This window comes from Saliphagus sp. LR7, from assembly GCF_003344565.1.
Taxonomy (GTDB): domain Archaea; phylum Halobacteriota; class Halobacteria; order Halobacteriales; family Natrialbaceae; genus Saliphagus; species Saliphagus infecundisoli.
In genome coordinates, this window is sequence record NZ_QPND01000002.1 from 96611 (window position 1) to 114265 (window position 17655).

Below are 17655 nucleotides of genomic sequence, written 5' to 3' on the forward strand. Positions count from 1 at the left end.
TGATTGAAAAACGACACGAAAACAGCTTAACGGTTTCGACCTCTCCCGACGAGCTGGTTTCGGAATCCGTGCGTCGTTCGCTCCCGTTCGCGGTTCTCGACCCCGATTTCACTTCCGCTTTCGGGCGACCTTTTAACCCTGGCGGCGGTGTACGCCCGGCCATGAGCCAATCGGCACTGGACGACGACGAACTGTTCGGGGAGGCGGCAAGCGAGATGCGCGACGACGTCGAGTCCTCGCTTTCGGCCGCCCGGGAGGCCCTCCCCGAGGCCGACGCGGTCTGGGAGGCCGAGGCCGACAACGTCCTCGGCGTCCTGAACACCCTCGACGCGAACCTGGAGGCCGGCGACGCAGAAGAGCATCTCCGGGACGCAAAGAAGTGGTACACGATGGGCGAGCGCGCCGAAGCCTTCGAGGACGCCTCCGACCTCGAAAGCGAGATCGAGGCCCTCGAGGAAACCGTCGAGCAGCTCTCGACGGCCGGCGAGCGCATCGACGGCCTTCCCGAGACGATGCTAGCGCTCAAGGAGTCCCTCGAGGACGCAGAAACCGGCGCCGGCGACGGAGCCGACGGCGGGAACGAAGGCGAAGACGAGGACGAGGAGTAGCTGCGGGCGGCCGTCGCCGATCGGTGAACGTTTCTCCCGTCGCAATCGAGTCCGAGTCGATGCAGCCGTTCGGTTCCCCGCGACGCTATCGCTGGCTCCTGTGGGGACTCCTCGGGCTTGTTTTCCTGCTGGTCAACGTCTACCGGCTCTCGACTGCGGTGCTCGCCGAGGAGCTGATGGCGGCGTTTCGGACGACGGGCGCCCGCCTGGGAACGCTCCACGCGGTCTTCTTTTACGTCTACGCCGCGATGCAGATCCCGACGGGGCTGCTCGCCGATCGGGTCGGTCCCCGGCGGACGGCGGCCGCGGGGGCCGTCGTAATGAGCGTCGGCGCGCTCTGGTTTTCGCTCGCGGGGAGTTACTGGACGGCGATCGCCGGCCGAGGGTTGATCGGCCTCGGGGGGAGCGTCATCTTCGTCTGTATCCTGCGATTCTGTGCGAGCTGGTACCGCGCCGACGAGTTCGCGACGATGAGCGGGCTCACCTTCGCGGTGTCGGGAATCGGCGGGGTGCTCGCGACGACGCCGCTCGCGCTCGCCGTCGGCGCGGCGGGCTGGCGGACGACGATCGCCGCGTTGGGGGCCGTCGGGCTCGCCGTCGCCGTCCTCGTTGCCCTGGTCGTCCGAGACTCCCCCGAACGCGCGGGGTTCGAGCCGGTCGAGGGGGTCCCCGACCAGCCCTCGCTCACTCTCGCCGAGCTCCGGGCGTCGCTGGCGGCGGTTCTCGGGGATCGGAGCGTCTGGGCGGTGAGCGCGATGTTGTTCTGTGCGACGGGAATCAACCTGACCCTGTTCGGGCTCTGGGGGGTGCCCTACGTCGCCCAGACGTACGACGTCTCGGTGACGTACGCTTCGACGTTCACCCTCGCGGGAAGCGTCGGGCTGGTCGTCGGCCCGCCCGCGCTCGGCTGGCTCTCCGATCGGACCGGCGAGCGTACCAGTTTGATGATCGTCGGCGGAGGCTGTTACGTCCTCGCGCTCGGGACGATCGCCGCGGTCGGGAACCCTCCACTGCCGGTCGTCGCGGCCGTTTTCTTCCTGACGGGGTCCTTCCTCGGCGCGTTCGTCCTGAGCTACGCGGTCGTCAAGGACCGCCATCCCGCGAGCGCCAGCGGCGTCTCGACGGGGACGATAAACGGCGCCGCCTTCCTCGGGGGATCGACCCTTCCGACGCTGATGGGCTTCGTGCTCGACAGCTACTGGACGGGCGAGCTCGTCGGCGGCGTCAGGGTCTACACCGCGACCGGTTACCGGATGGCGTTCGCCATCGCGACCCTCGCCGCAGCCGTCGCGCTGGCCTGTGCGCTCTGGCTCCACCGGTTGACGGGGTCGGATTGACTCACTCCCGTCGGGCCGGCCGCGACACGTCCCGTCTCTCGACGGTTTCGAGCAGATCCGCCAGTCGGTCTGTGGCCCGGTCGAACAGCCGCGCGCCCCGTTCTTCGGTTCCCTCCGCGGGATCGCCGACGACGCCGTTGTCGGTGAACTCAGCCGAGTCGTGGGCCAGGTTGGTGCCCGACACCCACTCGCCCCACCGCTTTGCCCCGGCGTCGCTCGCCTCCTCGACACTTCCCTCCCGAACCAGGTCTCCCAGGTACCGAAGCACGGCGGTCTCGAAGGCGCCGGCGTGGCCCATCTCGATCTCGTCGTCGTCCACCGCGTCGAACCAGGTAAAGGAAACGGCGTAGGCCGCATCGTGGCGCGTGATCGTTCCCGCGACCTCCCGGAGGGCGGAGACGTTACCGCCGTGGCCGTTGACGAGCACGACCCGGTCGAAGCCGTGGGCGGCGAGGCCCGCGACCGTCTCGCGGACGACCTCTCGAAAGGTGTCGGGCGAGAGCCAGAGCGTGCCCGGGAACTGGCGGTGCTCCTCGCTCACGCCGACCGGAATCGTCGGCGCGCGGACGACCTCGCCCGAAAAGCGTTCGCTCCCTTCGGCGGCGACCGCCTCGGCGATCAGGAAATCGGTTCCCAGGGGGGCGTGGGGGCCGTGTTGTTCCGTGGCGCCGACCGGGACGACCGCGAGGTCGGTTCCACAGTCGGCGACCTCACTCCAGGTGGCCTCGGGAAGGTACATGACCCTGGGTCACGTGGGGGAGGGGTTAGTTCCGGCGGTGGATGCAGGTGGAACCGTTTTGTGGACGGAGGCCGACGATCGAGTGTATGAGCGACGACGACTCGACCACGATGGACGGCGAGGAGAGCAGGGAGCAGGGCGTCGAGTTCGGCGGGTTCGAGGAGACGATCGAGGACGATATCGACTACCCGATCGACAACGACGAACTCATCGAGCAGTACGGCGACGCCGAGTTCGAACTTGGCGACGAGACGACGACCTTGGCGGAGATCCTCGAGCCGCTACAGGACGACGACCAGACCTACCAGGACGCGGGCGACATCGAAACGATGATCATGAACTTCGTCGGCGACGACGCGATCGGCCGCAAGAACTACTCCGATCGGACCCCCTACGCGCCGGGCGAGGAGCGCCAGGACGAAGCCGGCGAGGAGGAGGGCCACTCCGACCAGGACTCGTTCTGATCAGTCGTCCTGTTGGGCCTCGGTCCGGGCCTGTCGGCGCTGGGCGCGCTCGATGAACTCCTGGGGGAGCTCGTCGATCTCGCCCGCCTGAACGCCCCAGAGATGGGCGTAGAGCCCGTCGTTGTCGAGAAGGTCCTCGTGGGACCCCCGTTCGACGATCCGCCCGTCCTCGAGGACGACGATCCGTTCTGCATCCTTGATCGTCGAGAGCCGGTGAGCGATCGCGAACGTCGTCCGGTCTTCGGTCAGCTTGTCGATCGAACGCTGGATCAACATCTCGGTCTCGGTGTCGACGTCGCTGGTCGCCTCGTCTAAGATGAGGATGTCGGGATCCTTGAGGATCGCCCGGGCGATCGAGATGCGCTGGCGCTGGCCGCCCGACAGCTTCACGCCGCGTTCCCCGACCTCCGTATCGTAGCCCTCGGGGAGGTTCTGGATGAACTCGTGGGCCTCGGCCATCTTCGCGGCCTCGATCACCTCCTCGCGGTCGGCGCCGAACGTGCCGTACTTCAAGTTCTCCTCGACGGTGCCATAGAACAGGAACGTGTCCTGGCTGACGTAGCCGGTCCGCTCCCGGAGACTCCGCAGGGTGACCTCGCGGACGTCCTGGTCGTCGATCCGGATCGCCCCCTCGTCGACGTCGTACATCCGCAAGAGGAGTTTGAGGATGGTCGATTTGCCGGCACCGGTCGGGCCGACGAGCGCGAGGGTCTCGCCGCCCTCGACCTCGAAGGAGACGTCCTCGACGATGGTCTCTTCCTCGTCGTAGCCGAACGTGACGTTGTCGTACTCGACGCGCCCGTCGGTGACCTCGAGATCGACGGCGCTCGGGTCCTCGGCGACCCGGTGGGGTTCGTCCATCAGGCCGAACATCCGCGCCGAGGAGGCGCGTGCGCGCTGGTACATGTTGATGATCTGTCCGAACTGGGCCATCGGCCAGATGAACCGCTGGGTGTAGAGGACGAACGCGACGAAGGTCCCCTCCCGTAGTTCGCCGGTAAAGGGTCCCGGCGGCGACCCCTGAAACACCCAGAGGCCGCCGACGAAGAAGGTGACGACGAACCCGATGCCGGCGATGACCCGCAGGCTGGGAAAGAACTTGATCCGCGTCTCGATGGCGTCCCAGTTGGCGTCGAAGTAGTCCATCGAGACGTCCTCGACGCGGTCGGACTCGTACTCCTCGGTCGTGCTCGACTTGATCACCTGGATCCCCCCGAGGTTGTTCTCGAGCCGGGAGTTGACGTTGCCGACCGTCGAGCGCACCTTCGCGTACTTGGGCTGGATGATCCTGATGAACAGGTAGGTGAACGCGGCGATCAGGGGCACGGGAAGGAGCGCGACCAGCGCCAGCTGCCAGTTGTACGCAAAGAGGATGACGCCGATCCCGACCACCATCACCGACAGGCGAAACATCGAGTTGATGCCGTCGTTGAGGAATCGCTCCAAGCGATTGACGTCGTTCGAGAGGATCGACATCATCTCGCCGGTCTGCTTGTCGGCGAAGAAGTCCATGTTCAGGCGCTGCATCTTGTCGTAGGTGTCCGTCCGCACGTCGTGTTGGATGTTCTGTGCGAAGCCGTTGAACCCCCAGTTTCGAACCCAGTGGAAGCCGGCGCCCAGAAAGAAGGCCCCGGCGATGATGCCGACCGTCAGGTAGAACTGTCCGAGTTGGGTCGCCGGTACGTACGGCTCGATCAGGCTGCTCCCCAGGGGAAACGCCTCGGCGTAGGTCGTCTCCTCCCTGAACACCGCGTCGAGGGCCACGGCCAACATCACCGGCGGCAGGAGATCGAGGATGCGAGCGAAGACGCTCGCGAGAATGCCGACGATCGCCTGGAACTTGTAGCGCATCCCGTACTCGGCGAACAACCGCTTCATCGGGTTCTCGATCTTGTCCCGTTGTTCCTCGAACGGGTCGTCCTCCTCCCAGTCGACGCTCATTACACCGCCTGAATGGGCGGTCAGCAATAAGTATTTCCTACGAATCGAAATAGTCCCCGTCGCCGGATCAGAACGTGTTCTCGATCACGAGTTCGTCGCCGACCTCGACGCCGGTCTCGTTCGTGTAGCCGTAGGGGACCTCGAGGACCCACTTCGCGCGCCCGGAGTAGTGCATCTCGGCCCCGTCCTCCCCGGACTCCGGCGCGCGGGCGTGGTGGATCTCCGTGATCTCACCGTCGCCTCCGACGAAGACGATGTCGATCCCGAAGGCCATCTCTCGCATCACGTACGTCCGCTCGCCCTCGTCGCCGTGGACGAACAGCATCCCCTCGCCGGGCTCCAGGGAGTCGTGGTCGCTCAGACCGGTGTACCGTTCCTGGCGGGTGTCGGCGACCTCGACGTCGATGGCGGCTTTGGTCTCGCCGTCGGCGCCGACGATCCGGACGTCGCCCTCGTCGTCGGTCCAGGGCGCCGGGAGCACCCCCAGCACCGAGAGGCCGATTCCGGCGGCGAGGACGACCGCGAGCGCGAGGAGCGCGGCGACCGCCCGTTCGTGGCTCATTGGGTGGTGTTCTGGACGAGAAGGCAAAGGTTATTCGCCCGGCGGGCCTTCCGACGGCCGGGGCTCGTGGTCTAGCTGGTCATGACGCGGCCTTTACAAGGCCGAGGTCGGTGGTTCGAACCCGCCCGAGCCCATATTCCGTCGCGAACGATCCGTGAGCGGCAGAAATATGCTGTGAGGACGGATTCGAATTACGGGGCGAGCGGTAGCGAGCGACGTTCAGGTAGTTCGAACCCGCCCGAACCCCCTCTTGGTAACCCCGTGCTACGGCCGAAGCCGTGCGACGTTCTCCCGGAGCTGGCGGATCAGGCCGTCCCCGGACTCCGCCTCCAGGGCCGCGTGGAGCCGGGAGTTCCGTGGCTCGTCTACGATCACGAGCCGGAGGTAGGGCTCGAGTTGCTCGTAGTTCTCGGCGAGGACGACGGAGTGGTTTTCCTCGTTGTGATCGACGACGCCCGCGTCCGCGAGCTTGGGGACGTGACACTGGACCGAGGAGACGTAGACGCTCTTGTACTCGTTGCGCGAGACTTCCTCGGGCGCGATGTCGTGTTCCCAGCCGGCGATCCGTTCTGCGACCGCGGCGAGCTCGATAGGGTCGTCGTACTGACGGAGCGCGTAGAGGAGGTACCGTCGCCGCCGGTTTGCGAGCAGCTCCAGGATCGTATCGGCAGAGAGGTCCGCCGGGGGTTCATCCCTGGCAAGCGCTTCCATAACACGATATTACTCGCCGGAGCGCAAAAGCGTGTCTTGAATATTCGGGCATCCAACAGACGACGGCGGGTATGTCCCGATCGCTTGGGATTTCCGCGGGCGTCAACGACCCCTTGTTCGACCTCGGGCGTTTGGATCCGCCGGGAGCCGGCGCCTTTCGAAATCCTTTTTTGTGCTATCGACGGAGAGACGGACGGGCCGCCTTAGCTCAGACTGGGAGAGCACTCGACTGAAGATCGAGCTGTCCCCGGTTCAAATCCGGGAGGCGGCATCCGGTTTCCACGCGCTTCTCGTTCGAAGAGCTTTCGCACTCGACCGCGGACCGAGCCGTCCTCACTCGCTGCGCGCGCGGGAAGTCGAAAGGTTTGCTCTCGCTCGTCTTTCGGACGTTCGAACCCGGAAGGACGCACTTCTCGCGGCGATCGTCTCGGCGAACCCCCGAGTCCCGTTTTTGATCCGGTTCGAGAGAGCACGATCGAATCCGTCCCGGCCGACCCGAGGGGAACATAGAATACGCTCGCACACACAGCCTCCCCCATGCCCGAGACCACGCTTCGCGAACTGCTCGAGCGCAACGCCGCCCACGTCGAATCCGTATCCGACGATTACTTCGCGGCCGTTCAGGACGGCCAGGAGCCCGCAGCGGTCTCGATCTGCTGTTCGGACTCACGGGTCTCCCAGGAGGGAATGTGGTCGGTCGAGGAACCCGGCTGGCTGTTCACCCCCAGTACCATCGGCAACCAGGTCTGGGACCGCCACGACGGGCAGCGAGTGGTGGACGGCAGCGTTCTCTACCCGATCGCGTATACCGACACTGGCGTGACGACCGTCGTCGGCCACACCGGCTGTGGCGCGGTGACCGCGGCCCTCGAGGCGGTCCGAGCGGACGAAATCGACGCACCGGCGGGCGTCGAGAAGTGGATCCGAGAGCTCGTCCCGGTCGTAGAGGCGGGCCTCGCCGACGACCGGGTCGGTCCCGACCGGGAGCCGAGCCTCGTCGATCAACTCGTCGAGTACAACGTCGATCGCCAGGTCGAGTTCCTCCGCGAGAGTAGCGACGTCCCCGACGCGGAGGCGATCTACGGCTTCGTCTACGACTTCCAGGGCGTGTACGGCGACGTCCGCGGACGGACCTATCTCGTCAACGCCGACGGCGAGACCGACACCGATGCGCTCGCCGACCTCGTTCCCGAGGAGTTCGAGGAGCACGTCCGACGGTTGCTGTGACTGCGAGCGAACGTCGATACACTTACCGGCGCCCCCACACAGGGGTAGGGTAATGCCGATCGAAGACAGAGAGGAGGCCTCCCTCGTCACCCACGCGATGGCAAAGGACACCCTTTCGCGGATCAGGGACGTCGAGACCGAACAGGTCGAGTTCCGGAAGGGGCTGGTCAAACTCGGGCGGATCTGTGGCTACGAGATCATCGACGGCCGGATGGAGACCGAGTACGTCACGATCGAGACGCCCCTGGAGGAGACGATGGGCGAGCGCGTCAACGGGCTCGACGACGTGGTCATCATCAACGTCCTCCGTGCGGCGACGCCGTTCGTCGAGGGGCTGCTCAAGGCCTTCCCGCGGGCCCGTCAGGGAGTGATCAGCGCGAGTCGCGACGAGGAGGCCGGCCGGAACGAGGAGGGCCGGTTCCCGATCACGGTCGACTACGTGAAACTGCCCGAGATCACCGAAGAGGACACCGTGATCGTCGCCGATCCGATGCTCGCGACGGGAAGTACGATGGCGGTCGTCCTCGAACACGTCGTCGAGAACGCGGGCGAACCCGAGAACCTCATCGTGCTCTCGGCGGTTTCGGCGCCCGAGGGGCTGCTCCGGGTCGGCGAGCAGTTCCCCGGGGCCGACCTTTTGACGGTCGCGATCGACGACCGACTCGACGAGAACGGCTTCATCGTTCCCGGCCTCGGCGACGCCGGCGACCGGGCGTTCCGGACGACCTGAGTCTCGTGGTCAGTCCTCCCGACCGTAGATGAGCCGTTCGGCGAGGTCGTCGAGCCGGCGGCCGAGCCGGCCGGCGACGACGGCGGGCGCGGAGACCAGCCGGAGGTCGCGTTCCTCGACCTCGATGTGGCCGCCCTCGAAGGGGTCGTGTGGGCTCTCGTGCTCCGGGTCGTCGGTCGAGACGGCATCGACGACCGTCGAGAAGCTACACCGGCCACAGCTCTCTCGGTCCGCCGGGCCGCCGGGATCGTTCGACGGATCCATACACGGGTGTACGTACCGAGGGACAATAAGGGCCCCTCGGCCAACGTATTTACCGCCGCCGCGAGACGATCCAGTCATGAAGCGGGGGTGGCCGTGGTGACCGACGACCCTGCCGGCGATCGGTCCGTCTCAACCGACGACACCCCTCGGGAACGGTCGAAGCGTCCCGAAGGGGTCCCGGTCTGGAACGACGACTACCTCGACCGGGTCGGGCTTCGGCTGGCCCATCACTACGATCTAGAGCGCGACCACGTCGTCGCCGGCGAGCGCTTCTCGCTCTACGGCGAGATGCACGTCCGCCACGAGCGCCATGCGATCCACCCCGCCTTGACCTTCGGCCACCACGAGGCCGAGGAGTACCTGTTCGTCCGGCGGGTCGATCGGCCGGCGGTCGTGGAACTGGAGTCCATGGAGACCCTCGGCGAACGCCTGGCCGACGAGCGGATCGAGGCGGACGAGGACCACTACAGCACGGACTTCACGTTCGTCCTGATCGCCGACTCGATCCCCGACGACGTCCGGGAGTTCGTCGCGGGCTACCGGAACCGCACGCTGTTGAACTACGGCTACTTCGGTCACTACGAGATCAACCTGCTGGTGGTAACACCCGAAGGAGAAGCGAGCGTCGCGAGTCGGGAAGCCGACGTCGAGAGCGCGTTCCGGGTGTGGGAGCCGATCGACGTACAGGAACCGGGGCGCCTCGACCGGTTTCTGGGCTGGCTGTCGCGCTAGTCGTCGCCGGGTTCGCTGCTGGGGGCGACGGCCTCCCTGCCGAGGCCGGCTCTGGCCTCGCGGATGTTGTCCAGTCCCATCCCCAACAGAGTGATCGCCAGCCCGACCAGGACGAGCGCGACGATGCTCAGGAGAGCGAAGGAAAACGTCGAAAGCGAGAGCTCGATCCCGGCGATCATCCCCGGGTCGGCGATCAGGTCGCCCCAGACGTCCCACTCGGTGATCCCGGGGTCGCTCGCGGCGGCGGGTTCTATGATGTACGCCGGGAACCGGATCAGGGCGACCCAGAGGAGCCCGATGATGGTCACGACCACCATGAACGCGAGCGGGATCCCCGTGCTCAGGAGCTGTTTCGTGTCGCTCCAGTTGGCGAGCCAGACCGTCGCGACCAGCAGGGCGAGCGCCGCCAGGAGCTGGTTTGCACCGCCGAACAGCAGCCAGAGGTTCGACCAGGTTCCGGAGGCGACCAGCAGATAGCCCCCGACCGCGGTGACGCCCGCGTTGGCGTACCGGTTGGTCATCGCGCCCTGGGCGGTCGTCTCCGGCGTTCCGATGAGTTCCTCGAGGAGGTATCGGCCAAGCCGCATCGCGGTGTCCGTGCTGGTGAGCAGGAAGCTCGCGAACACGAGCGCGATGAACGCCGAGGCGAGCGTCGCCGAGACCCCCAGCGTGGTGACGAGCGCGCCGCCGCCCGCGGGGAAGACGGCGATCGCCGCGCCGAGGTCGCCGGCGCCGACGGTCGCGGCGGCGAGCGAGACCGCGATGATCGAGGTCAGCGCGAGTAGCCCCTCGCCGAGCATCGCGCCGTAGCCGATGACGCGGGCGTCGCTCTCCCTGTTCAGCTGTTTGGCGGTCGTCCCCGAGGAGACCAGCGAGTGAAAGCCGCTGATCGTTCCACAGGCGATCGTCAGAAAGAGGAAGGGGAGCAGGGGCCCGAGGCTCGGGTGGACGAAGCCGGTGAACGCGGGGACGGCGGCCTCCATCCCCTCGATGGTGACCGAGTCGAACTCGACGCCGGAGACGGGGACGTCGACGGGCTCGAACGAGCCGGTCAGCGAGAGGTAGGTTCCGACGAGGACGCCGACGAGCATCGCGCCGATCCCCGTGTACAGCAGCGAGGAGGTGAGGAAGTCCCGGGGCTGGAGCAGGACCCAGACGGGAAGCGTCGCCGCCAGGAAGGAGTAGACGACGGTGACGACCGCCCAGGCGGCGAAGTTGGCGTTGGTCTGTTCGGCGAGGGGAAGCCAGTTCCAGGCACCGGCGTCGCCGAGCAGGACGATCGTCCCCTCCGGGAGCCCGTCGATCCCGACCAGCGCGATCGGGTACTGGACCCCGACCCAGACGCCGGCGAAGACGCCGGCAATGAAGAAAACGGCGCCGGGAACGAACGGGCCGTCGAACTGGTAGAGATACACTCCGAACAGCAGCGCCAGCGCGATGTAGATGACGCTGGCGGTCGCCGCCGGTGGGTAGGCGTTGAACACCTGTGCGATGAGGAAGACGAAGGCGGCGACGACCAGTACGACCAGCAGGAACGCGAACCAGAGCAGCATGTTCTTGCCCCGCTCCCCGACGTACTCGCCGATGATGTAGCCGATCGACTTCCCCTCGTGGCGGATCGAAGCCGAGAGCGCCATGAAGTCGTGGACCGCGCCGAAGATCGGGTTGCCGATGGCGACCCAGAGCAACCCAGGTAGCCAGCCGAACGCGGCGACCGCAGTGAGGGGACCGGCGATCGGTGCCCCCCCGGCGACGCTCGAGAAGTGATGGCCGAGCAAGACCGGTTGTTTCGAGGGGACGTACTCCTGGCCGTCCCTGTGTTTGTGAGCGGGGGTATCCCGGTCGTCGTCGAGTTCGACCAGCCGCGAGAGGTACGCCGAATACCCCACGTACCCCACCGTGAACGTTACCAGGACGAAGGCGACGAACCAGATCACCTGCATGCTATCACGCTACCGTAGGTCATGGATGGAGCGTCGCTTAAACCCACCGGGTTTTTGATGATGATTATCCGAGTACGACCTCCGGTAACAGCGTGTTACTGGAGTCGAGTTCTCCCTCCGACTCGCGTTACTTCTCGCCGCCGTCGACCGACAGCGCCACCTCCCCGGCGACCTCGCCCAGGAGGTCGCCGGTCACCTCCCGGGTCCGGGCCTCGATCTCGGCGACGACCGGGGGATCGAGGCGCTCTCTGGCCTCCCGGACCCTGGCCCGCTGTGAGCGCCCCCGCTCGCGGAGATACGTCGCGCCCCGCCCCTCCTCGTCGGGTTCGGGCCAGGGGAGCAGCCGGTTGACGACGAGCGCACCAACCGAGAGATCCGAATCGGCGAGGTCGTCGATCGCTCGCTCGGTCTCCCGGATCGAGAGCTCGTCGGGGGTAACGACGAGCGCGAAGGCGGCGTCCTCCCGCAGCGCATCGCCGGCGAACGCAAAGCGCTCGCGGCGCTCCTCCAGACGCGCGAGGATCGGATCGCCCTCCAGCAGCCGGCGGGGCGTCCGGTTGCCGATCGCCGCCTTCTCGTAGAGGTCGATGCTCTCCGTTCGTTTCTCCTTCAGGCGCTCGATCCAGCCCTCGAGCAGGTCCGGCAGGGAGAGCAGCCGGAGGGTGCCCCCCGTTGGCGCGGTGTCGAAGACGACCCGGTCGTAGCCCCCGGACTCGCGCATGACGTCGACGAACCGGTCGAACAGCGCCGCCTCGTAGGCCCCCGGCGTTCGATGGGCCATCTCGAGTTGGACGTCGATCTCGTTTACCAGGACCGGGCTCATCTGGGTTCCAAGCTCCCGTTTGAGTCCCTGGAGGTGGGTCTCGACCTCGCTTTCGGGATCGATCTCGACGGCCTCGAGACCGTCGTGACCTCTCACTGGCTGGGGGTCGTCGCCGAGTTCCTGGCCGAAGACGTCGCTCGTGCTGTGGGCGGGATCGGTCGAGACCAGCAGGACCCGGTCGCCTGCGCGCGCCCGGCGGACGCCGTAGGCGCTGGCGACGGTCGTCTTCCCTACCCCGCCTTTCCCGCCGACGAAGACGAACCTCGAACTCTCCATCAGAGGTGATGCTGGCGGCCCTTCCGTTCTAACATCGAACTCCGGTCCCACATCCGGCGCTGCCAGGCCTCGTACTCGTCCTCGAGGTAGGGGAGCAGTTCGGCGGTGTAATAGGAGACGGGACTCGGGATGCCGAAGGCGTCGGGGAAGCAGGCGAGCATGAACGCGTCCTCGCGGTCCTCGGCCTCGAACTCGATCTTCTCGTAGGCCGGATGCGAGACCATCCCATGGTAGAGCCCTCTGGCCCACTCCTCGGCGACGGTCCCGCCGAAGCGGGCCTCGAGCCAGGCCTCGAGGCGTTCCCTGTAGGCTGCGATCCGGTCGGCGATCGCCATGTGGGTCGGTTTCACGGCGCGGCCAAAAGAATGTCGCCAACCGCCGAACCGGACCGGCCCGCCGGCAGTCCTCGGGAACCTCACGAACGACCGGGCCGGTTTTCACCACGCAGCCGTAACCGACCGCCATGTCGGATTCGATCCCCGTGACCGTCGTCAGCGGGAACCTGGGGGCGGGCAAGACCACCCTGTTGAACCACCTCCTCGAGACCGCCGACCGCCGGCTCGCGGTGCTGGTCAACGACATGGGCGAGGTCAACGTCGACGCCTCCCTGCTCGAACGGCGCCTCCCGAGCGAGGGGATCGCCGAGCTCTCGAACGGCTGTATCTGCTGTGAGCTCCGGGACGACCTCGCCACCGCAGTCAGAGGCCTCGCCGACGGCTACGAGTTCGACCACCTCGTCGTCGAGTCCTCGGGGATCAGCGAGCCCGCGCCGGTCGCCCGCCTCTTCACCGCCGGCGACGCCGCCGCCCGCTTCGAGGTCGCCTCGCTCGTGACCGTCGCCGACAGTGCCGTCCTCGCCGAGACTCTTTCGGGAGAAACCCTCGAGCGGGAGACGCCGCCCGACGCGACCGACCGCCCGCTCGCCGACCTGCTGATCGAACAGATCGAGGTGAGCAACCTCGTCCTCCTGAACAAGTGCGACCTCCTTGAGGACTCGGAACTCGAACATCTCGAGGCGATCGTCTTCGGCCTCCAGCCCGACGCGGCGGTCGTCCGGACGACCTACTCGGAGATCGACCCCGACCGGCTGTTCGCGGATCGGTTCGATCCCGACGCGCTCGGCGAACTCGCGGGCTGGCAGCGCGCCCTCGAGGGCGGTGGGGGCCACGGCGGCCACGCGGACCACGACCCGGGCGGCCACGCCGACCACACGAGCCACGACCACCGCTCGCCCGAAACGGTCTACGGCGTCGAGAGCCACGTCATCCGGCGCCGCCGGCCGCTCGACCCTGCGCGGTTCGCAGACTTCCTTCGAGATCTCGAGGTCGTCCGGGCGAAGGGCGTCTGCTGGCTCGCCGGCCGCGACGAGCTCGCAATCTATGCTAGCCTCGCGGGTCGGTCGGTTTCGGCGGTTGGCGAGGGTCCGTGGATCGCCTCGCTTCCCCGGTCCCGGCGGGAGCTCTACCGGGAGAACCACCCCGACCTCCCCTGGGACGACGACTATGGAGACCGCCGGACGGAGCTGGTCTGTCTCGGGACCGATCTCGACGCGGCGGCGCTCGAGGACGCGATCGACGCCTGCCTTCTCGAGGACGGCGAGAGCGCCGGCGGCGAGGATCCGTTCCCGACCGAGCAGGGCGAGCGGGCCGTACTCCGGGCGTAGCCGGGGTATCCTTAAGTCGGATCGCGGAGAACGCTCGGGGCATGAGCGGCGATCTCTCCGAGGGACTCGACTCCTCCTCGGGCCACCCCGCGGTGTTGTTCGCCCTCAACGTCGCGCTCTCCACTGCCTTCGCCGCCCTCCTGCTGTGGCTCTCGGCGTTCGCCGGGCTCACCACCTTCTCCTGGGGGCGGGTCGTCGCGTTCGCGCTCGTGCTCGTCGTCCTCACCTACGTCGTGACGAGCGAGTAGTCGGGCTTGGACTCGTAGCGGAGAGCTTTATACGGGTCGGGCTCATACCACCGTTCCAGCCGAATGCAAGAGAGCATCTCCGGGTTCGAGGTTCGCGGCGACTGGGGAGCGGTCGTCGAACACGGCGAACGGGTCACGCAGGCCCTTCGGGAGGCCGGCGCCGACGACCCGGACGCCGACTACGGTGCCCGTTTCGCCCGCGCGTTCGACGAGTGGGAGGAGTGGCGCCCGAAGGCCCACGAGACCTTAGAGAGCGATGTCAACGAGAAGACCGCCGATCAGGCCAGCGTCGGGGAGGGCAGAGGCGAGAAGGCGGGCAAGAAGCCCGACGAGGACCTCCAGACCGCAGGCGAGAAGCTCTCGGAGTCCTACGAGGCCATCGAGGAGGACGACCGCGAGGACGCCGTCGGCAACTGGCGGGAGTCGATCGACTACGTCGCCCGCGCCGCGGACTCGGCGAGCCGAAAGGCGATCCGGCAGGTCGAGGACACCGTCTACCGGAAGGTGATGACCCAGCTCGCCCCCTACTACTTCGACAACGAACTCATCAGCGCCAACGTCCAGCAGTCGGCCCGCGAGGAGGGCGAGTCGTTCGTCTTCGAGGTCAACATCAACGACGACGTCTTGAAGGACGACGTCTCGGGGATCTTAGAGGAGTACGAGGACGACGTCGACCGCTGGCACGTCGAGACGCCAAAGGACACGACGGCCGCCGAGGCCATCGAGGGCGCCGAACCCCCGCCGGAACCCGAGGATAACTCCCGGTCGACGACGAACTGACGGTCGACCCGTCGTGGCCGACTGACCCGTTTACTCGCCCTCGGTCCGGGCCTGCTGGCGCCCCTCGCCACCGCCCAGCCCCGGCACCGCGACGCGACGTTCCAGCCGGCCCATCGCGTCGGTCGCCGTCAGCACGAGGCCGATGTAGACGAGCGCGAGCAGCGTGAAGACCGGGGTGTACTCGAGGGTCGTCGAGGCGATCCGGCTCGCGCGGTAGTAGAGTTCGGGCACCGTGATGAAGCCCGCAAGCGAGGAGTACTTGATGAGGTAGACGAGTTCGTTCGTCCAGGCAGGGATCGCGTACCGGAGCGTCTGGGGGAGGACGACGTACCTGATCCCCTCCGATTTCGAGAGCCCGACCGCCCGCGCCGCGGTCAACTGGCCCTCGTCGACGCTCTCCAAGGCACCCCGGATGTACTCGGCCTGGTAGGCCGAGCCGTTGATGGTAAAGCCGATGATCGCGATCCAGAAGGCGTACTCGGGGACGAACCCCCGGCCGACGACGTCGACGTCGTTGAGCCAGACCGCGAGATCGAGGCCGTAGTAGAGGACGAACAGCTGGGCGAGCAGCGGCGTCCCCCGGATCAACTCGGTGTAGAGAAGCGCGAACCAGGCGAAGGGGCCGCCGTAGACGCGCACGACCGCGAGGGGGACGGCGATCGCCAGCCCAAGCAGGAGGCTCACCGCCGTCAGCACGATCGTGTGCCAGGCGCCGTCGGCGAGCACGGGGGCGACCTCGACCGCCAGCGCCGCGCCGTCGAGAACCGTCGCGATGGGATCGACCCGAACCCGGAGCGGACCGACCGCGGCCGCCGTCCCCTCGAACGTCCCGGCGGCGTCCTCGAGGGGGGCCGGCGAGAGGTAGTTCTCGCCGCGGCCGGGGCCGATCCCCAGGGGGGCGAGCAGCCAGTCCGTCGCCCACCGCGAGAGGAGCCAACCCCAGAAGGCGACCGCGGCGACGATGGTCAGGAGCCGGCCGAGATCCGGACGGTCAGTCATGGCGGATGCTCTCGAAGAAGCGTGCGGTCCGTTCGTGGTCGGGGTTCTCGAAGAGCGTCTCCGGTGGGCCGCGCTCGACGATCTCTCCCTCGTCGAGGAAGGTGATTCCCGTCGCGCCACCGCGGGCGAAGCGCATCTCGTGGGTGACGACGACCATTGTCATCCCCTCCTCGACGAGCTGCTCCATCACCGCGAGCACCTCGTTGCTGAGTTCGGGGTCGAGCGCGCTCGTGGGCTCGTCGAACAGCATCAGTTCGGGGTCCATCGCGAGCGCGCGGGCGATCCCGACGCGCTGTTTCTGCCCGCCAGAGAGCTGTGCGGGGTAGGAGTCGGCCTGATCCGCCAGCCCGACGCGGTCGAGTTCCTCGTCGGCCCGCAGTCGGGCCTCCTCTCGGTCCATCCCCCGCACTTTCTCCAGGCCGAGCGTGACGTTCTTGCGGGCGGTGAGATGGGTAAAGAGGTTGATGTCCTGAAACACCATCCCGATGCGCCCTCGGACCTCGTTGGGATCCGTTTCGGGCGCCGTGATCTCGAGGTCCTCGAGGAAGATCCGTCCGGAATCGACCTCGGTCAGTCGGTTGATACACTGCAGCAGGGTCGATTTCCCGCTCCCGCTGGGGCCGACGAGCACCTCGACGTCGCCCCGATCGACCGTCATCGAGACGTCTCGGAGCACCTCCTCGCTGCCGTAGGACTTCCGGACGTCCTCGATGCGCAGGAGGGGGTCCGTTCCGGGCTCGCGGTCGTCCGCCGTCCCCGCCGTCTCCCGGCTCACGTTCCCTCACCCGGGATCGCGTAGCGCTCGCTGGCGTAGTCGAGGCCGCGGTTCGTCCCGAAGGTGAGCACGAAGTAGATCAGGCTCGCCGCGAGAATGATCTCCAGTACCGCGGTCGTCTGCTGGGTAAAGAGGTCGTTGCTCCGTTTGAGGAGTTCGCCCAGCCCGATCGCGAAGGCGATCGAGGTGTCTTTCAGGACGATGGTGAACTCGTTTTGAAAGCCCGGAACGCTCCGGCGCAGCGCCTGGGGGACGATCACGTGTCTGATCGCGCCCAACCTACTCATCCCGACCGACCGGGCGGCCCGCATCTGGCCCTCGCCGACGCTCGCCAGGGCCCCCCGGAAGATCTGGGACTGGTAGGCCGCGCTGCGCAGCCCCAGCGCGATCGTCGCGGCGACGAACGCCTCGCCGACCGCCGGGACCGCAAGCGGCGTCGGCGCGAGCAGGGAATCGAGCCCCTCGAGGACCGCGACGACCGGGCCGACGACGATCCCGATCGGCAACACGAAGAAGGCGTAGATCATGATGACGAGGATCGGGGTCCCCCGCAGGAGGACGCCGAGCTTTCGGACGAGAGATCGGGAGTAGCCCGAGCCGTAGGTTTCGATCGCTCCCGCGGGAAAGCCCGCGAGAAATCCAAGCAGGAGGCTCGTCGCTGTCAGCGCGACCGTCACCGCGGCTCCGCCGAGCAGGTGCCACCGGTTGCGATAGACGAACGCCCAGTCCTCGCCGAGGACCTCGTCGACCGCCTCCTCGCTCGGCACGGCGACGGCAAGTTCCGGGAGCGGGAATGCCGCGACCGTCTCGACGGGTGCCAGAAGCGCCTCCAT

The 17655-nt window shown here is 67.3% G+C and carries 20 protein-coding genes and 2 tRNA genes; 11 read left to right on the forward strand and 11 right to left on the reverse strand.

From position 1 onward, the window contains the following. Positions 1-161 precede the first annotated feature (161 nt). Complete coding sequence (locus DVH23_RS03100; RefSeq protein WP_114575980.1) at positions 162-608, forward strand: DUF5790 family protein; 447 nt, start codon at positions 162-164, stop codon at positions 606-608. 59 nt (positions 609-667) lie between these two features. After that, complete coding sequence (locus DVH23_RS03105) at positions 668-1945, forward strand: MFS transporter (protein WP_114575981.1); 1278 nt, start codon at positions 668-670, stop codon at positions 1943-1945. A 1-nt stretch (position 1946) separates the two neighbouring features. Here DVH23_RS03105 and DVH23_RS03110 read toward each other — a convergent pair whose 3' ends face one another. Beyond that, the gene (locus DVH23_RS03110; protein ID WP_114575982.1) at positions 1947-2684 is read right to left on the reverse strand and encodes a creatininase family protein; all 738 of its coding nucleotides are present in this window, start codon (positions 2682-2684) and stop codon (positions 1947-1949) included. A gap of 86 nt (positions 2685-2770) precedes the next feature. Between DVH23_RS03110 and DVH23_RS03115 the strand changes: the two genes are divergently transcribed. Beyond that, on the forward strand, positions 2771-3148 hold the full coding sequence (locus DVH23_RS03115) for a hypothetical protein (RefSeq protein ID WP_224828266.1): 378 nt from the start codon (positions 2771-2773) through the stop codon (positions 3146-3148). On the opposite strand, the gene DVH23_RS03120 is transcribed toward DVH23_RS03115, so the two are convergent. Both DVH23_RS03120 and DVH23_RS03125 read right to left on the reverse strand, forming a co-directional pair. Further along, positions 3149-5089, reverse strand: coding sequence for an ABC transporter ATP-binding protein (locus tag DVH23_RS03120; RefSeq protein ID WP_114575983.1), 1941 nt, complete (start codon positions 5087-5089; stop codon positions 3149-3151). A gap of 67 nt (positions 5090-5156) precedes the next feature. After that, entirely contained in the window at positions 5157-5651 is a 495-nt protein-coding gene (locus DVH23_RS03125) for a DUF192 domain-containing protein (protein ID WP_114575984.1), read from the reverse strand. Positions 5652-5711: 60 nt separating this feature from the next. Here DVH23_RS03125 and DVH23_RS03130 point away from each other — a divergent pair. After that, a tRNA-Val gene (locus tag DVH23_RS03130) sits at positions 5712-5785 on the forward strand. A 130-nt stretch (positions 5786-5915) separates the two neighbouring features. Here DVH23_RS03130 and DVH23_RS03135 read toward each other — a convergent pair. Next, positions 5916-6362 (reverse strand): hypothetical protein, encoded by a 447-nt coding sequence (locus tag DVH23_RS03135; RefSeq protein WP_114575985.1) that lies wholly within the window; start codon positions 6360-6362, stop codon positions 5916-5918. 197 nt (positions 6363-6559) lie between these two features. Between DVH23_RS03135 and DVH23_RS03140 the strand changes: the two genes are divergently transcribed. The 3 genes from DVH23_RS03140 to upp all read left to right on the forward strand — a co-directional run bounded on the left by DVH23_RS03140 (position 6560) and on the right by upp (position 8319). Beyond that, positions 6560-6633 (forward strand) — tRNA-Phe (locus DVH23_RS03140). Between the two features lie 266 nt (positions 6634-6899). Beyond that, positions 6900-7589, forward strand: a complete 690-nt coding sequence (locus tag DVH23_RS03145) for a carbonic anhydrase (RefSeq protein ID WP_114575986.1) — start codon at positions 6900-6902, stop codon at positions 7587-7589. Between the two features lie 52 nt (positions 7590-7641). Then, positions 7642-8319 carry a uracil phosphoribosyltransferase gene (upp, locus tag DVH23_RS03150; protein WP_114575987.1) on the forward strand — a complete coding sequence of 226 codons (678 nt, stop codon included), beginning with the start codon at positions 7642-7644 and terminating at the stop codon, positions 8317-8319. A gap of 9 nt (positions 8320-8328) precedes the next feature. On the opposite strand, the gene DVH23_RS03155 is transcribed toward upp, so the two are convergent. Beyond that, positions 8329-8583, reverse strand: coding sequence for a hypothetical protein (locus DVH23_RS03155; protein ID WP_114575988.1), 255 nt, complete (start codon positions 8581-8583; stop codon positions 8329-8331). A gap of 96 nt (positions 8584-8679) precedes the next feature. Here DVH23_RS03155 and DVH23_RS03160 point away from each other — a divergent pair, with 96 nt between their 5' ends. Further along, positions 8680-9315, forward strand: coding sequence for a hypothetical protein (locus DVH23_RS03160; RefSeq protein ID WP_114575989.1), 636 nt, complete (start codon positions 8680-8682; stop codon positions 9313-9315). On the opposite strand, the gene DVH23_RS03165 is transcribed toward DVH23_RS03160, so the two are convergent. The 3 genes from DVH23_RS03165 to DVH23_RS24080 form a co-directional block, all read right to left on the reverse strand. Next, complete coding sequence (locus DVH23_RS03165; RefSeq protein WP_114575990.1) at positions 9312-11258, reverse strand: carbon starvation protein A; 1947 nt, start codon at positions 11256-11258, stop codon at positions 9312-9314. The two genes, DVH23_RS03160 and DVH23_RS03165, sit on opposite strands and share 4 nt — an antisense overlap. 127 nt (positions 11259-11385) lie before the next feature. Further along, on the reverse strand, positions 11386-12357 hold the full coding sequence (locus DVH23_RS03170; RefSeq protein ID WP_198667822.1) for an ArsA family ATPase: 972 nt from the start codon (positions 12355-12357) through the stop codon (positions 11386-11388). Further along, the gene (locus DVH23_RS24080) at positions 12357-12692 is read right to left on the reverse strand and encodes a hypothetical protein (protein WP_198667823.1); all 336 of its coding nucleotides are present in this window, start codon (positions 12690-12692) and stop codon (positions 12357-12359) included. Before DVH23_RS24080 ends, DVH23_RS03170 begins: the two co-directional genes overlap by 1 nt. A gap of 128 nt (positions 12693-12820) precedes the next feature. Here DVH23_RS24080 and DVH23_RS03175 point away from each other — a divergent pair, with 128 nt between their 5' ends. The 3 genes from DVH23_RS03175 to DVH23_RS03185 all read left to right on the forward strand — a co-directional run bounded on the left by DVH23_RS03175 (position 12821) and on the right by DVH23_RS03185 (position 15048). Further along, positions 12821-14020 (forward strand): GTP-binding protein, encoded by a 1200-nt coding sequence (locus tag DVH23_RS03175; protein ID WP_114575992.1) that lies wholly within the window; start codon positions 12821-12823, stop codon positions 14018-14020. A 41-nt stretch (positions 14021-14061) separates the two neighbouring features. Further along, positions 14062-14268, forward strand: coding sequence for a hypothetical protein (locus DVH23_RS03180; protein WP_114575993.1), 207 nt, complete (start codon positions 14062-14064; stop codon positions 14266-14268). A gap of 63 nt (positions 14269-14331) precedes the next feature. After that, entirely contained in the window at positions 14332-15048 is a 717-nt protein-coding gene (locus DVH23_RS03185; RefSeq protein WP_114575994.1) for a DUF5828 family protein, read from the forward strand. Between the two features lie 30 nt (positions 15049-15078). Here DVH23_RS03185 and DVH23_RS03190 read toward each other — a convergent pair whose 3' ends face one another. Genes DVH23_RS03190 through DVH23_RS03200 form a run of 3 tightly spaced genes read right to left on the reverse strand, consistent with a single transcriptional unit; the run spans position 15079 to position 17655 of the window. Continuing rightward, the gene (locus tag DVH23_RS03190; RefSeq protein WP_114575995.1) at positions 15079-16047 is read right to left on the reverse strand and encodes an amino acid ABC transporter permease; all 969 of its coding nucleotides are present in this window, start codon (positions 16045-16047) and stop codon (positions 15079-15081) included. Continuing rightward, positions 16040-16822 (reverse strand): amino acid ABC transporter ATP-binding protein, encoded by a 783-nt coding sequence (locus DVH23_RS03195; RefSeq protein ID WP_114575996.1) that lies wholly within the window; start codon positions 16820-16822, stop codon positions 16040-16042. Before DVH23_RS03195 ends, DVH23_RS03190 begins: the two co-directional genes overlap by 8 nt. Beyond that, positions 16819-17655, reverse strand: a complete 837-nt coding sequence (locus DVH23_RS03200; protein WP_114575997.1) for an amino acid ABC transporter permease — start codon at positions 17653-17655, stop codon at positions 16819-16821. The genes DVH23_RS03195 and DVH23_RS03200 overlap by 4 nt, the downstream gene beginning before the upstream one ends.